Here is a 12,611-nt window from a genome sequence, read left to right on the forward strand (position 1 = left end):
GGATTTAGGGGGATCAGATCACTTGTGTGTACACCGTAGGCAAGCGAGGAGGGGAACAAGATTTAAGCGGAAATCTTGTTTTTAGGACTGGAAAATCTCTTTGCTCCAGGATGTGTGTACACCGTAGCATTCTCCAGTAGGGGCGGGTTTATTAATATTGTGGGGTGGGCATCCTGTCCGCCTTCTTTGTTTAATGATATCTGTTAACCCGCCCCTACCCACTTCCTAACTATTCAACATCGCAAAATTGGCATAACTCAATTCATTTACACGGTTCCAGTCGAAAACTTGTTTACGGAAGCCTTTCCACTGTTCGTAAACTTCTTTGAAAGTTGCATCTTTACTGGCATTTTCTTCTAAAAATTCAAAGGAGGCTTTTTGCGCTGCTTGCATAATTTCTGGGCTGAAAGAAACTAATTTCGTCTCGCCGGCGATCAACCTCGAAAGTGCTTGACCATTCAAGGCATCATATTCAGTGAGCATATTTATGTTGGCTTCATGAGTCGCTGTTTTAAAGATGGCTTGGTATTCTGGAGGTAATTTGTCCCAAGCACTACGGTTAACCAATACTTCTAATGTGGGGCCTGGTTCCCACCAACCTGGATAATAGTAAAATTGGGCGGCTTTGTTTAAACCAAGTTTCTCATCATCATAAGGGCCTACCCACTCAGCTGCATCAATTGCACCCCGATCTAGTGCTAAGAAAATTTCGCCTCCAGGAATCACTTGCACTTGCACACCCATACGAGATATGACTTGTCCCCCAATTCCGGGGATACGCATTTTTAAACCTTGGAGGTCGGCAACAGTGTTAATTTCTCTTTTAAACCATCCTCCCATCTGCGCCCCGGTGTTACCAGCTGGAAAGTTAATAATATTAAAGTCGCTATAAATTTTTCGCATTATTTCTAGTCCCCCACCGTGATACAGCCAAGCGTTCTGCTGTTGGGCGTTTAACCCGAAGGGTACGGAGGTGGCAAAGGCTAAAGCTAAGTTTTTGCCAATGTAATAATAACCGGCTGTGTGTCCGCATTCTACGGTTCCCGCTTGCACAGCGTCCATGACTTGCAACCCCGGAACTAATTCCCCGGCGGCAAAGGGGGTAATGTTGAAACGTCCATTGGTCATTTCTTTAACTCGCTTGGCAACTATATCTGCACCACTAAAAATCCCTAGAGATTTAGGCCAGCTAGTTGCCATTCGCCATCGGACATTGGGCTGTCCAGTTTGCACGTTAGCGGCGGTTTGGGTACGCGCACAGGAACCTAATGTTACAGCAGTTGCAGTGGCGATCGCAGCTGTGTTGAGAATTTTTCGACGTTTCATGATGCTTGGTACTCAATTTTGAGGTGATACGGTAATTTACCAGTTTTTTGCATTCGGATAGAATAACCAATTCTGGTAAATGACTATGCATTACCAGAAACTAGCTTTCTGCTGACCAGAGATTCTGTATTTTATTGGCAAGTCAAGGAAATTCTGCAAGGTTTTATGCTTAAAATTGCTTAAAAGGTCAATTTAAATTAGCCGTTTGCAGAATATCCCCAAGCTATGATCACTGAAATTTTTCCTTTCCGTTTTGAGGTAAGCACGGTAGCGATCGCTGGTGCGAGTGTGTGGTCATTGGCACTATACTTCGCTTTTTCGTCACTCCGTGAAAAAATTATTGAGCAGCTGAATCGGTGGTTTAATTTTGCCGAGCGATCGCTTTACACCAGCCAAACCGAATTTGAAAAGACACGGGAAGCAAGAGAATCCCAAAACGCTTTTTATGCTTCCCTATTTAGTATTGTGCCTTTTCTGGTAACTGGCGCTTTATCCAACTGGCTAATAGAAATTAGTTTAGGACGCAGTTGGGGAATCAGCTTCGGGATCATGGCTTGTATTATTTCTGGTATTTACGAACTGGGACGACAGAACGCCAGTTTTCCCGATTAAACCCTACATTAAAAGATTTAAAAATTTTAGGCGAATGAATTCGCTTTTAAACCCACGTAGGTGGGTTTCGTCTGTGTAGCCGCGACTTCTAGTCGCCAGGGCTGATAGAAATTAGACGAATATAATTCGCTTTTAAACCCACGTAGGTGGGTTTCGTTTGTGTAGCCGCGACTTCTAATCGCCAAGGCTAACTTACAAAACATCACTCACTAAACCTGCTAACTTTTGGGCTGCACCGCTTTCTCCCCTAACACTGCGTAATTTCACCCTAATTGCTTCTAACTTCTCTGGATGATCCAAAAAGTCCAAAACCATTTCTGCCACCTCTTGCGGCTGGAGTTTGCCCACCAGTTCTGGGACAATCTCCTCTTTCGCCCAGATATTTGGCCATGCTAATAAACCTTTGCGACTCAACACCAGCGAGTTAATTACCTTAGCAAAGCTAGAACCCACCCCAGGTAAATTAGCTAATAATCCCGGCAAACCATCCCAAGAACGCATCGCATCAAGTTGTTGTGTCGGTATTAAAACAATCATCGGCACAGCTAAAGCACCGAGTTCAGCCGTGTTTGCGCCTACGGTGGTTAAACAGATAGTACATTGAGATAATAATTCGTGGGCGGGATTTTCTCTGCACAATTCCAAACACAAACCCGTTTCAGTTTTCAGCACGGGATGCTCAGATTCAACTAAAGTCGCCGACAAACCCCCAAATATATTGACAAAAGGATTCTTATGTGTATCGGCAAAACTCGCTAAAGTTTGTAAATCCAATGTTGGCGCAACGGGAATCACAAATCTGATTTCAGGTCTTCTGGCGTGAATATATTCAGCAATAGCCAAAGATAATGGTACACCTTGGGCTAATTTTGCAGCTTTCGACCCCGGAAGTAAACCAATTATTTCACTTGTAGAGACGCGATTCATCGCGTCTGAAACGTCTGAAACGTCCAGCATCAAATCCCCCACAACCGTAAATTTGTGAGCATATTTTGGGGAAACTTTGGCAGCAACTTTAGCCTGCATTACGCCAAAACGGTCAATCCAATGATGCCAACGTGCATCCCATTCAGCGTAAACTACTGTGCGATATCCCAATTTTTTGCCAATGACTACGGGAAAAATTTGATCACCACCTAAGAAAACTACCACACCGCGATCGCGCCATTCCCAATTCTCAAAAGTCTTACCCCACAGGAGAAACTGCCAAAAATGCTCTGCTGATTGTACCCTGTCTACTTCTGGATATGAAAGAGCGATCGCCCCTTCCTTACCCGTAGCATTTGGACAAGGAGACAAAACCACAGAAATCCTCACCACAGCAGGATCATCTCCCAGTTCTTGCCGTAAAGCCTTAACAACAGGACGCACCCAAGTTGTCACCTCACCAGGGCCATTCGAGAGAATCACAATATCAACTGGTTTAGTCATTGGTCATTAGTCATTGGTTATTTGACTTTTCACGCTATGTGGAAAACTAGTTCCCCTCCTCGCTTGCGGGGAGGGGCTAGGGGTGGGGTCTTATGACACAAAAGAGAATTTACCGACTTGTGTGTACACCGTAGCTTCCCTACTAGGCAAGGGGGTTAGGTTTTATTAGTCATATTCCCATATTCCCATTCCCCATTCCCCAAATCATAATTACCAAAATATTACAAAATTGTTACATAAATATGAGTAAACACTTTTCATATTTGTCAAGTTTTACAAAGAAATATTTATTTTTTTATATCGATTTGTGTCATCTAGACCACGAAACGCACAAAGAGTAAGGTTTTTCTGATAAAAAATTAATATTGCCGATCACAAAGAAGTAACTCTGGCGGCAGATGTCGCTGAGAGCTTCTGTTTAGAGAACATCAAAGGAGCCAATCTGCATGTTCACACACGTCAAGTCCACCATTAGACATATTGCGCCTGATAACTTACGCGGACGTAATTTAATCAAGGTGGTCTATGTCGTGCTTGAGTCCCAGTATCAAAGTGCATTGTCGCAAGCTGTTAGCACGATAAACTCGAACAATCCCAATCTGGCGATTGAAATCAGTGGGTACTTGATCGAGGAACTCCGAGATCCAGAGAACTACGAAGAGTTCAAACGGGAAATGGAGACTGCTAACATCTTTATCGCCTCACTTATTTTCATAGAAGACTTAGCACAAAAAGTAGTTACAGCCGTAGAACCACACCGCCATCACCTAGATGTTTCGGTTGTTTTCCCATCCATGCCAGAAGTCATGCGCCTCAACAAAATGGGGACTTTTTCCTTGGCACAATTGGGACAATCGAAGAGTGTCATCGCTCAATTTATGCGGAAGCGCAAGGAAAAATCCGGAGCAGGATTCCAAGATGGAATGCTCAAACTGCTGCGGACTCTGCCCCAAGTATTAAAGTTCTTGCCCATGGAAAAGGCACAGGACGCACGAAATTTCATGCTCAGTTTTCAGTATTGGCTGGGAGGTTCACCAGAAAACCTGGAAAATTTCTTGCTGATGCTAGCTGATAAATATGTATTAAAAGATGTAGACAAGCAAAATTTTCCATCTCCCACTTATGAAGCGCCAGTTGTCTATCCCGATATGGGAATTTGGCATCCTTTGGCGACTACCATGTTTGAGGATATAAAAGAATACCTGAATTGGTACACCGCCCGCAAGGATATTTCTAGTGATCTAAAAGATCCCTTAGCTCCTTGTGTCGGTTTAGTATTACAACGCACGCACCTAGTTACAGGTGATGATGCACATTATGTCGCCATTGTCCAGGAATTGGAATCACTTGGAGCCAAAGTAATTCCTGTATTTGCTGGGGGATTGGATTTTTCCAAACCCGTGGATGCTTACTTCTATGAACCGACCACCAACGCAACACTGATTGATGCAGTGATTTCGTTGACTGGCTTTGCCTTAGTCGGTGGACCAGCTAGACAAGACCATCCCAAGGCTATTGAATCACTCAAACGCCTGAATCGTCCTTATATGGTAGCGTTGCCCTTAGTCTTCCAAACCACAGAAGAGTGGATGGATAGCGACTTGGGTTTACATCCCATTCAAGTAGCTTTGCAAATTGCTATTCCTGAGTTGGATGGAGCCATTGAGCCGATAATTTTATCAGGTAGAGATGGGACAACAGGGAAAGCGATCGCACTGCAAGATCGAGTAGAATCCATAGCCCAAAGAGCATTAAAATGGGCTAACCTGCGCCGCAAGCCCAAACTCGACAAAAAAGTTGCCATCACAGTATTCAGTTTCCCCCCAGATAAAGGCAACGTCGGAACCGCAGCTTACTTAGATGTATTCGGTTCCATATTTGAAGTATTAAAAGGGCTAAGAAACAACGGCTACGACGTGCAAGACGTTCCCGAAAGCGCCCAAGCGTTAATGGAACAAGTCATCCACGATGCCCAGGCACAGTATTCCAGCCCAGAACTGAACATCGCCTACAAGATGTCAGTCCCAGAGTATGAAGCACTCACCCCCTACTCCCAACGCCTAGAAGAAAACTGGGGACCACCTCCCGGAAACCTCAACAGCGATGGGCAGAACCTGCTGATTTACGGTAAACAATTTGGTAACGTCTTCATCGGCGTACAGCCCACATTTGGTTATGAAGGCGACCCGATGCGGCTATTGTTCTCCCGTTCAGCTAGTCCTCACCACGGTTTTGCAGCGTACTACACGTACTTAGAGCAAATTTGGGGCGCAGATGCAGTACTGCACTTTGGTACACATGGTTCCTTAGAATTCATGCCAGGTAAACAGATGGGGATGTCTGGAGACTGTTACCCAGATAACTTAATTGGTTCAATTCCCAACCTGTATTACTATGCAGCTAATAACCCCAGTGAAGCGACAATTGCCAAACGCCGCAGTTATGCTGAAACAATTTCCTACCTGACACCACCCGCAGAAAACGCCGGGTTATATAAAGGTTTGAAAGAACTCAGCGAGTTAATCGCTTCATACCAAACCTTAAAAGATAGTGGGCGCGGCATTCCCATTGTCAACACGATCATGGATAAATGCCGGATCGTCAACCTGGATAAAGATATTAACTTACCAGAAACCGATGCCAAAGAAATGACCGCCGATGAGCGAGATCATATTGTTGGTAGCGTCTACCGGAAGTTAATGGAAATTGAATCTAGGTTGTTACCCTGCGGGTTGCACGTGATTGGTAAACCACCAAGTGCGGAAGAAGCAGTAGCTACCCTAGTTAACATTGGTAGTTTAGATCGTCAAGAAGAAGAAATTCTCAGCTTACCCCGGATAATTGCCAGCAGCATCGGGCGTGACATCGACGATATTTACAAAAGCAGCGACCTCGGCAATTTAGAAGATGTCCAGCTATTACAAGACATCACCTTAGCCACCCGTGAAGCAGTAGCCGCACTGGTAAAAGCGCAAACTGACGCAGAAGGCAGAGTTTCCTTGGTTTCCCGGTTGAACTTCTTCAACATGGGTAAAAAAGAACCTTGGGTAGAAGCTTTACATAAAGCCGGCTATCCCAAAGTTGACCCAGAAGCCTTAAAACCAGTGTTTGAGTATTTGGAATTCTGCCTGAAACAAGTTTGTGCAGATAACGAACTCGGCGCATTACTCCAAGGCTTAGAAGGCGAATATGTTTTACCTGGCCCTGGTGGAGATCCCATCCGTAACCCGGATGTATTGCCTACAGGTAAGAATATCCACGCCCTCGACCCCCAATCAATCCCCACCGCCGCCGCCATCCAATCAGCCAAAATCGTTGTAGACAGGCTATTGGCACGTAACAAGGCAGAAAATGAGGGTAAATGGCCAGAAACCATCGCCTGTGTCCTCTGGGGAACCGATAACATCAAAACTTACGGTGAATCCCTGGCACAAATCATGTGGATGATTGGTGTGCGTCCGGTTCCCGATGCTTTGGGACGGGTGAACAAGTTAGAGTTAATTCCTCTAGAAGAGTTAGGAAGACCCAGAATCGATGTAGTCATCAACTGTTCTGGTGTGTTCCGTGACTTGTTCATCAACCAAATGAACCTGCTAGACCAAGGCGTGAAAATGGCAGCTGAGGCTGATGAACCCTTAGAAATGAACTTTGTTCGCCAACACGCTTTGAAACAAGCTGAGGAAATGGGAATTAACCTCAGACAAGCAGCGACTCGCGTTTTCTCTAATGCTTCTGGTTCTTACTCGTCAAATATTAACTTGGCGGTAGAAAACAGCACTTGGGATAGTGAAGCCGAGTTGCAGGAAATGTACCTGAGACGGAAATCATTCTCCTTCAATTCCGATAACCCCGGTGTGATGGATGAGTCACGGCAGATGTTTGAAACTTCTTTGAAAACTGCTGATGCTACATTCCAAAATCTGGACTCTTCGGAAATTAGCTTAACGGACGTTTCCCACTACTTTGACTCAGATCCTACTAAGTTAGTAGCAAGTCTGCGTAAAGATGGTAAGAAACCAGCATCTTATATTGCAGACACTACCACAGCAAATGCACAGGTGCGATCGTTAACCGAAACCGTGCGTTTAGATGCGCGTACCAAATTGTTAAATCCCAAATGGTACGAAGGGATGTTATCTCACGGTTACGAAGGTGTACGCGAACTTTCCAAGCGGTTGGTAAATACCACGGGTTGGAGTGCGACCGCCGGCGCTGTGGATAACTGGATTTATGAGGATACCAACGAAACCTTCATCAAAGATGAAGAAATGCAAAAACGGTTGATGAATCTCAACCCCCATTCTTTCCGCAAGATTGTTTCCACTTTGTTGGAAATGAATGGTCGCGGTTATTGGGAGACTAGCGAGGACAATTTAGATCGTTTGCGCGAGTTGTACCAAGAAGTGGAAGACCGCATTGAAGGAATAGAATAGGATTAGATAGGCAGGTTTTATACCTGCCTATTTTTAAAGGAGTTGATTTTTTTCACGCAGAGGCGCAGAGGCGCAGAGAGGTGTTGGAAATTTGGTATAATAAGGAGCAAAGGAAGAGGTCTATTAGTTCATGATTTGGGTGAAATAAGAATTTTTGTAATTGTAGTAGGATATGGCTATGAATGCTTTAACTGTCAATTTAAAATCAGTGATAGATATGACTGATGATCAGTTTTTTCAGCTATGTCAAAACAACCGGGAATTGAGATTTGAAAGAACAGCAAATGGTGATTTAATAATTATGCCACCAACGGGAGGAGAAACGGGAAATCGTAATGGTAGACTAAATCAACAATTATTTAATTGGACTGATGCTGATGGTACGGGAATAGCTTTTGATTCTTCTACCTGTTTTAAATTGCCTAATGGTGCAGATCGTTCTCCTGATGCTTCTTGGATAAAGTTAGAAAGATGGAATGCTTTAAGTGATGAAGAAAAACAAAAGTTTCCTCCCATTTGTCCAGATTTTGTAATTGAGTTACTTTCTCCTAGTGATAGTTTGAAGACTACACAGGACAAGATGAGGGAATATATAGATAATGGTGTGCGTTTAGGTTTATTAATTAATCGTAAATCTCGGCAAGTTGAGATTTATAGACAAGGAAAAGATGTTGAGGTTTTGGAGTCTCCTGCTACGGTGTCAGGGGAAGATGTGTTAAATGGTTTTGTTTTGAATTTGGGTATGATTTGGTAATAGCTATTATTTATCTAATATCATTAAGATGGATACAATACAAAGTATATTTTGTATTTAGCAGTACCTTTACAAGTGATTAAAAATTTTTTCAATCAATTTAACCAAAAATCTGAGATAAAAAACTTATATTAAAATGTTTTTTATCATGTAGGTAAAGCGGTGATTTTCTAATTAATCATAATAATTCCTAGCCCAATACTCTTCAGCACAAGATTCATGAGCGATAACTATAGAATCTCTATGTTGTATTTGGTTAAACCAATAATCATTATGTCTAACAATAGGTTGGTGACAAATTCCACATTTATATTCATCAATTGACTGCCAGTTAGAACCTTTAAGTTTACTAACAGCATCAGGAAAAATTCCCGCAGACTCTAAAAATTCATGAATGACGCGAATTGGATCAATACGACACCACCATCCTGCTACATGATAAATTTCATAACCCATAGCAGCTAGTTTTTTATCTCTTTCTCTATCTTTTAAAATATTCTCTTCAGACTGAAAATGATGTTCACCATCAATTTCTAATCCAATCAACCTCACCTGTGTGTTTGAAGTACGAATTACCCAAAGCTGATCAATAATATAAGGAGTCTTATTTTTATTTACAGGATCGGGTATGATAAACTGCCCAGTAAATAATATTAGATTTTCTCTCCAATCATCACGCAATACATTATACCCTAAATATATATTACTATGGTAAAGGATTAAATCATGGGCTGCACGATAAGCAAGGAATTCACTAAAACTAATATGATTATTTTGTAAGAAGTATTCTTTAGGAACATAGTAACCACGATTTTTAGCAACTTCAAGGGCATTTATATAAGTAGGAGTATTGCCTTCAATATCTGCATGATGCTGAAAGAATGGTATTTTATCCCATTTATGTAAGGGAATCCAACCTACTTTTAATTCTTCCATTAATAAATCGTGATCACCCCATTCTTTCCAAAGTTTACCAGGAATCGCTCTTTGTATGTTTTTATAATTAAAATTTTCGGGAATACCACCTTCTGCCAATGTAATGAATGAGGATATAGATAATTCATCTTCTGAATTTGAACCGATAGAATGTAATATCTGGTGTTTAGGTTTATTTAAAATAATTGGTGAAGATTTTAAATCAAATGCCAATCCGCGCTGATATTTTTCAATTGAGTTATGTGCTTTCCTTGCAGTTTCTATTTGATCCACAATTTTTTCTTGATACATAATATTTTTTAGTATAATGCATTTATAAAGTGTTGTCTGACAGTATCATTATTAATCAAGTCAAGTGCGATCGCTCTTTGGGCTATTTTGGGGTGTGGAGTGCGTAGGCGTAGCCCGTCGTAGAAATCGCTCTCTGAGGTATCGAAGCATAAAATAAAAACATAAGCATTCAGAAAACGGATATGCTAAAAACGCTTTGGGCTACCGTTCGGGAAGGAAAGATCGAAATGCTGGAGTCAGTACAGTTACCGGAAGGAACAAGAGTGCTAGTGACTCTACTTCCTGATGATGAAACTGAATTTTGGCTTCAAGCTAGTCAAACATCACTGGATGCGGTTTGGGATAACGCTGAGGATGATGTTTATGACCCAATACTCTAAAAATGAGCTTTTGCGGGTTTGGTTGGGATTACAATAGAAGCCAGCAGATCAAGACTTGTGCGATCGCTTTGATAATATAAAGAGTGCGATCGCAACATTAAAAAATACTCAACCTATCAATTGATTCAACGCCAAAGTATGTACGCTTTTGGCAAATTTGCAAAGGGTGCATTAGCCAAGCTTACCGTAGGCGATTTCGTAGCTTACCGAAGGCTATCGCTTTGATAATATGAAGAGTGCGATCGCAACATTAAAAAATACTCAACCTATCAATTGATTCAATTAACCATTCCATGAATCACGTTCCTGATTGACATATTCCTGAGCGTCAATTCCACTCCAGATGTCTTTACCCAAACCACGTAACTCTAGAATGCTGCGTTTTGGCTTAGGTGTCATCGTCACCAGTTGACGAATTGAACTTGATAAATCTTCAACTAGCTTTAGTTGTTCTTCAGGAGTAAGGCTTTTAGCTTGCTCAAGCACATCTTGATAATTAGACATACATTTTCAGTTTATATTGCTGTCACCCTAATTTAAATATACACAGACTATCATCCTGTGAGTATCTACGCTTTTGGCAAATTTGCGGGGAGTACATTAGCCAAGCTTACCAGAGGCGATCTCGTAGCTTCCCGAAGGCGCTCGCGTTTGGGGATGTGGGAATGCGATCGCGAAGCTGACCGAAGGTATCGCTTACTGGTACTGTAATTATAGAATAAGCAATATAATTATAGATATGTATGTATGTCAGCTAAAGATATTTTTCATGGAGTTGTCAAAATAGCTTTACAAAAAGATGGTTGGCAAGTTACTAATGACCCACTTACAATTAGTGTAGGAGGAGTTAATCTTTCTATTGATTTGGCCGCAGAAAAGCTGATATCCGCAGAACGGGAAGGACAAAAAATTGCAGTCGAAGTCAAAAGTTTTTTAGAAAAATCGTCTGCTATTTCGGAATTTCATACAGCATTAGGACAATTTATTAATTATCGAGGTGCATTGAGAAGATTACAACCGGAGCGTGTTTTATATTTAGCTGTACCTTTAACAACTTACAAAACATTTTTTCAACTTGATTTCCCCAAAGATATGGTATCAGAGAATCGGTTAAAAATGCTTGTCTACGATGTAGAAAAAGAGGTGATTTTTAAATGGATAAATTAACTAGATATCGCCAGCTTGTACAACAAATATTACAGGAATATAGTGAGCAAAAACCAGCTTACGGCAATATAGAAGTTGAGACAATTTTTGATACAGAACGTGATCATTATCAAATAGTTCATGTCGGCTGGGAAGGTCAAGATTGGGTACATAGTTGTATCATTCATATTGATATTAAAGGTGGAAAAATTTGGCTGCAATGGAATGGTACAGAGGATGATATTGCTGCTAATTTGGTAGCTGCTGGAGTTTCCAAGGAGGATATTGTGTTAGGTTTTCAGTCTCCTTTTATGAGGCAGTTTACAGAATATGCTGTGAGTTAAAATACTTAACTAATATTGATTATGAATAATTTGCATCACTGGATGGGGTTTGGGGTAACGCTGAGGATCATGTTTATGCCCCAATACTCTAAAAATGAGCTTTTGCGGGTTTGGTTGGGATTACAATAGAAGCCAGCAGATCAAGACTTGTGCGATAGCGAAGCGCTCCGTAGGAATCGCTTTGATAATATGAAGAGTGCGATCGCAACATTAAAAAATACTCAACCTATCAATTGATTCAATTAACCATTCCATGAATCACGTTCCTGATTGACATATTCCTGAGCGTCAATTCCACTCCAGATGTCTTTACCCAAACCACGTAACTCTAGAATGCTGCGTTTTGGCTTAGGTGTCATCGTCACCAGTTGACGAATTGAACTTGATAAATCTTCAACTAGCTTTAGTTGTTCTTCAGGAGTAAGGTTTTTAGCTTGCTCAAGCACATCTTGATAATTAGACATATATTTTCTGTTTATATTGCTGTTACCCTACTTTCAATATACACAGATTATCGTCCTGTGAGTACGCTTTTTGCAGATTTGCAAAGAGTACATTAGCCAAGCTTACCAGAGGCGATCGCTTTGATAATATGCAGAGTGCGATCGCAATACACAGACTATCATCCTGTGGTATGGTTTTGGCAAATTTGCAAAGAGTGCATTAGCCAAGCTTACCAGAGGCGATCGCTTTGATAATATGCAGAGTGCGATCGCAGCTAGGAGGTTAAAATGATGCTTCATTATGAAATGATACTCTATTGGTGTCAAGAAGACCAAGCCTTTATCGCCGAAGTTCCAGAATTACCTGGATGTGCTGCGGACGGGGAAACTTATCAAGAAGCACTGCAAAATGTAGAAATTATTATGCAGAAATGGATTGAAACTGTTCAAGCATTAGGTCGTCAAATTCCTGAACCAAAACAGCACTTGATGTCTGCTTAATTTATCAAAGTATC

14 protein-coding genes are annotated in these 12,611 nt (G+C 41.6%); 8 read left to right on the plus strand and 6 right to left on the minus strand.

Features of this window, described 5'->3' with window-relative positions; genetic code table 11:
- Positions 1-225: 225 nt before the first annotated feature.
- A complete protein-coding gene (locus ACM0OW_RS21285; protein WP_414552132.1) occupies positions 226-1,326 on the minus strand; it encodes a TRAP transporter substrate-binding protein in 1,101 nt (366 codons plus the stop codon).
- A gap of 225 nt (positions 1,327-1,551) precedes the next feature.
- Between ACM0OW_RS21285 and ACM0OW_RS21290 the strand changes: the two genes are divergently transcribed.
- Positions 1,552-1,938 (plus strand): hypothetical protein, encoded by a 387-nt coding sequence (locus tag ACM0OW_RS21290; RefSeq protein WP_414552133.1) that lies wholly within the window; start codon positions 1,552-1,554, stop codon positions 1,936-1,938.
- A gap of 192 nt (positions 1,939-2,130) precedes the next feature.
- Here ACM0OW_RS21290 and ACM0OW_RS21295 read toward each other — a convergent pair whose 3' ends face one another.
- The gene (locus ACM0OW_RS21295) at positions 2,131-3,369 is read right to left on the minus strand and encodes a lipid-A-disaccharide synthase (RefSeq protein WP_414552134.1); all 1,239 of its coding nucleotides are present in this window, start codon (positions 3,367-3,369) and stop codon (positions 2,131-2,133) included.
- A 446-nt stretch (positions 3,370-3,815) separates the two neighbouring features.
- Here ACM0OW_RS21295 and ACM0OW_RS21300 point away from each other — a divergent pair, with 446 nt between their 5' ends.
- Both ACM0OW_RS21300 and ACM0OW_RS21305 read left to right on the plus strand, forming a co-directional pair.
- A complete protein-coding gene (locus ACM0OW_RS21300) occupies positions 3,816-7,802 on the plus strand; it encodes a magnesium chelatase subunit H (protein ID WP_414552135.1) in 3,987 nt (1,328 codons plus the stop codon).
- A 178-nt stretch (positions 7,803-7,980) separates the two neighbouring features.
- Positions 7,981-8,556, plus strand: a complete 576-nt coding sequence (locus ACM0OW_RS21305; protein ID WP_414552136.1) for a Uma2 family endonuclease — start codon at positions 7,981-7,983, stop codon at positions 8,554-8,556.
- A gap of 174 nt (positions 8,557-8,730) precedes the next feature.
- Here ACM0OW_RS21305 and ACM0OW_RS21310 read toward each other — a convergent pair whose 3' ends face one another.
- A complete protein-coding gene (locus tag ACM0OW_RS21310) occupies positions 8,731-9,783 on the minus strand; it encodes a hypothetical protein (protein WP_414552137.1) in 1,053 nt (350 codons plus the stop codon).
- Positions 9,784-10,010: 227 nt separating this feature from the next.
- On the opposite strand from ACM0OW_RS21310, the gene ACM0OW_RS21315 reads away from it, so the two are divergent.
- Complete coding sequence (locus ACM0OW_RS21315; RefSeq protein WP_414552138.1) at positions 10,011-10,163, plus strand: hypothetical protein; 153 nt, start codon at positions 10,011-10,013, stop codon at positions 10,161-10,163.
- A 282-nt stretch (positions 10,164-10,445) separates the two neighbouring features.
- Here the strand turns inward: ACM0OW_RS21315 and ACM0OW_RS21320 are convergent, their stop codons facing one another.
- Positions 10,446-10,667, minus strand: coding sequence for a hypothetical protein (locus ACM0OW_RS21320; RefSeq protein ID WP_089093321.1), 222 nt, complete (start codon positions 10,665-10,667; stop codon positions 10,446-10,448).
- A gap of 57 nt (positions 10,668-10,724) precedes the next feature.
- Here ACM0OW_RS21320 and ACM0OW_RS21325 point away from each other — a divergent pair, with 57 nt between their 5' ends.
- From ACM0OW_RS21325 to ACM0OW_RS21335, 3 genes are read left to right on the plus strand one after another with little or no spacing between them, the layout of a single operon-like run.
- The gene (locus ACM0OW_RS21325) at positions 10,725-10,874 is read left to right on the plus strand and encodes a hypothetical protein (protein WP_414552139.1); all 150 of its coding nucleotides are present in this window, start codon (positions 10,725-10,727) and stop codon (positions 10,872-10,874) included.
- 36 nt (positions 10,875-10,910) lie between these two features.
- Positions 10,911-11,330: a XisH family protein gene (locus ACM0OW_RS21330; protein ID WP_414552140.1), complete on the plus strand. Its 420-nt coding sequence runs from the start codon at positions 10,911-10,913 to the stop codon at positions 11,328-11,330.
- Positions 11,318-11,653 carry a XisI protein gene (locus ACM0OW_RS21335; RefSeq protein WP_414552141.1) on the plus strand — a complete coding sequence of 112 codons (336 nt, stop codon included), beginning with the start codon at positions 11,318-11,320 and terminating at the stop codon, positions 11,651-11,653. Before ACM0OW_RS21330 ends, ACM0OW_RS21335 begins: the two co-directional genes overlap by 13 nt.
- A gap of 242 nt (positions 11,654-11,895) precedes the next feature.
- Here the strand turns inward: ACM0OW_RS21335 and ACM0OW_RS21340 are convergent, their stop codons facing one another.
- Both ACM0OW_RS21340 and ACM0OW_RS21345 read right to left on the minus strand, forming a co-directional pair.
- The gene (locus ACM0OW_RS21340) at positions 11,896-12,117 is read right to left on the minus strand and encodes a hypothetical protein (RefSeq protein ID WP_414552142.1); all 222 of its coding nucleotides are present in this window, start codon (positions 12,115-12,117) and stop codon (positions 11,896-11,898) included.
- A 102-nt stretch (positions 12,118-12,219) separates the two neighbouring features.
- Positions 12,220-12,396, minus strand: a complete 177-nt coding sequence (locus tag ACM0OW_RS21345; protein WP_414552143.1) for a hypothetical protein — start codon at positions 12,394-12,396, stop codon at positions 12,220-12,222.
- Between ACM0OW_RS21345 and ACM0OW_RS21350 the strand changes: the two genes are divergently transcribed.
- Complete coding sequence (locus tag ACM0OW_RS21350) at positions 12,385-12,597, plus strand: type II toxin-antitoxin system HicB family antitoxin (RefSeq protein ID WP_414552144.1); 213 nt, start codon at positions 12,385-12,387, stop codon at positions 12,595-12,597. The two genes, ACM0OW_RS21345 and ACM0OW_RS21350, sit on opposite strands and share 12 nt — an antisense overlap.
- The last annotated feature ends 14 nt before the right edge of the window (positions 12,598-12,611 follow it).

Origin of the sequence: Anabaena sp. CCY 0017 (assembly GCF_963920885.1) — a bacterium.
In the GTDB taxonomy this organism is placed as follows: Bacteria; Cyanobacteriota; Cyanobacteriia; order Cyanobacteriales; family Nostocaceae; genus Nodularia.

Bases quoted from the DNA above. Each gene is read 5' to 3' on its own strand.
- ACM0OW_RS21285 (WP_414552132.1), bottom strand. From the start codon at position 1,326: ATGAAACGTCGAAAAATTCTCAACACAGCTGCGATCGCCACTGCAACT.
- ACM0OW_RS21290 (WP_414552133.1), top strand. From the start codon at position 1,552: ATGATCACTGAAATTTTTCCTTTCCGTTTTGAGGTAAGCACGGTAGCG.
- ACM0OW_RS21295 (WP_414552134.1), bottom strand. From the start codon at position 3,369: ATGACTAAACCAGTTGATATTGTGATTCTCTCGAATGGCCCTGGTGAG.
- ACM0OW_RS21300 (WP_414552135.1), top strand. From the start codon at position 3,816: ATGTTCACACACGTCAAGTCCACCATTAGACATATTGCGCCTGATAAC.
- ACM0OW_RS21305 (WP_414552136.1), top strand. From the start codon at position 7,981: ATGAATGCTTTAACTGTCAATTTAAAATCAGTGATAGATATGACTGAT.
- ACM0OW_RS21310 (WP_414552137.1), bottom strand. From the start codon at position 9,783: ATGTATCAAGAAAAAATTGTGGATCAAATAGAAACTGCAAGGAAAGCA.
- ACM0OW_RS21315 (WP_414552138.1), top strand. From the start codon at position 10,011: ATGCTGGAGTCAGTACAGTTACCGGAAGGAACAAGAGTGCTAGTGACT.
- ACM0OW_RS21320 (WP_089093321.1), bottom strand. From the start codon at position 10,667: ATGTCTAATTATCAAGATGTGCTTGAGCAAGCTAAAAGCCTTACTCCT.
- ACM0OW_RS21330 (WP_414552140.1), top strand. From the start codon at position 10,911: ATGTCAGCTAAAGATATTTTTCATGGAGTTGTCAAAATAGCTTTACAA.
- ACM0OW_RS21335 (WP_414552141.1), top strand. From the start codon at position 11,318: ATGGATAAATTAACTAGATATCGCCAGCTTGTACAACAAATATTACAG.
- ACM0OW_RS21340 (WP_414552142.1), bottom strand. From the start codon at position 12,117: ATGTCTAATTATCAAGATGTGCTTGAGCAAGCTAAAAACCTTACTCCT.
- ACM0OW_RS21350 (WP_414552144.1), top strand. From the start codon at position 12,385: ATGATGCTTCATTATGAAATGATACTCTATTGGTGTCAAGAAGACCAA.
- ACM0OW_RS21345 (WP_414552143.1), bottom strand. From the start codon at position 12,396: ATGAAGCATCATTTTAACCTCCTAGCTGCGATCGCACTCTGCATATTA.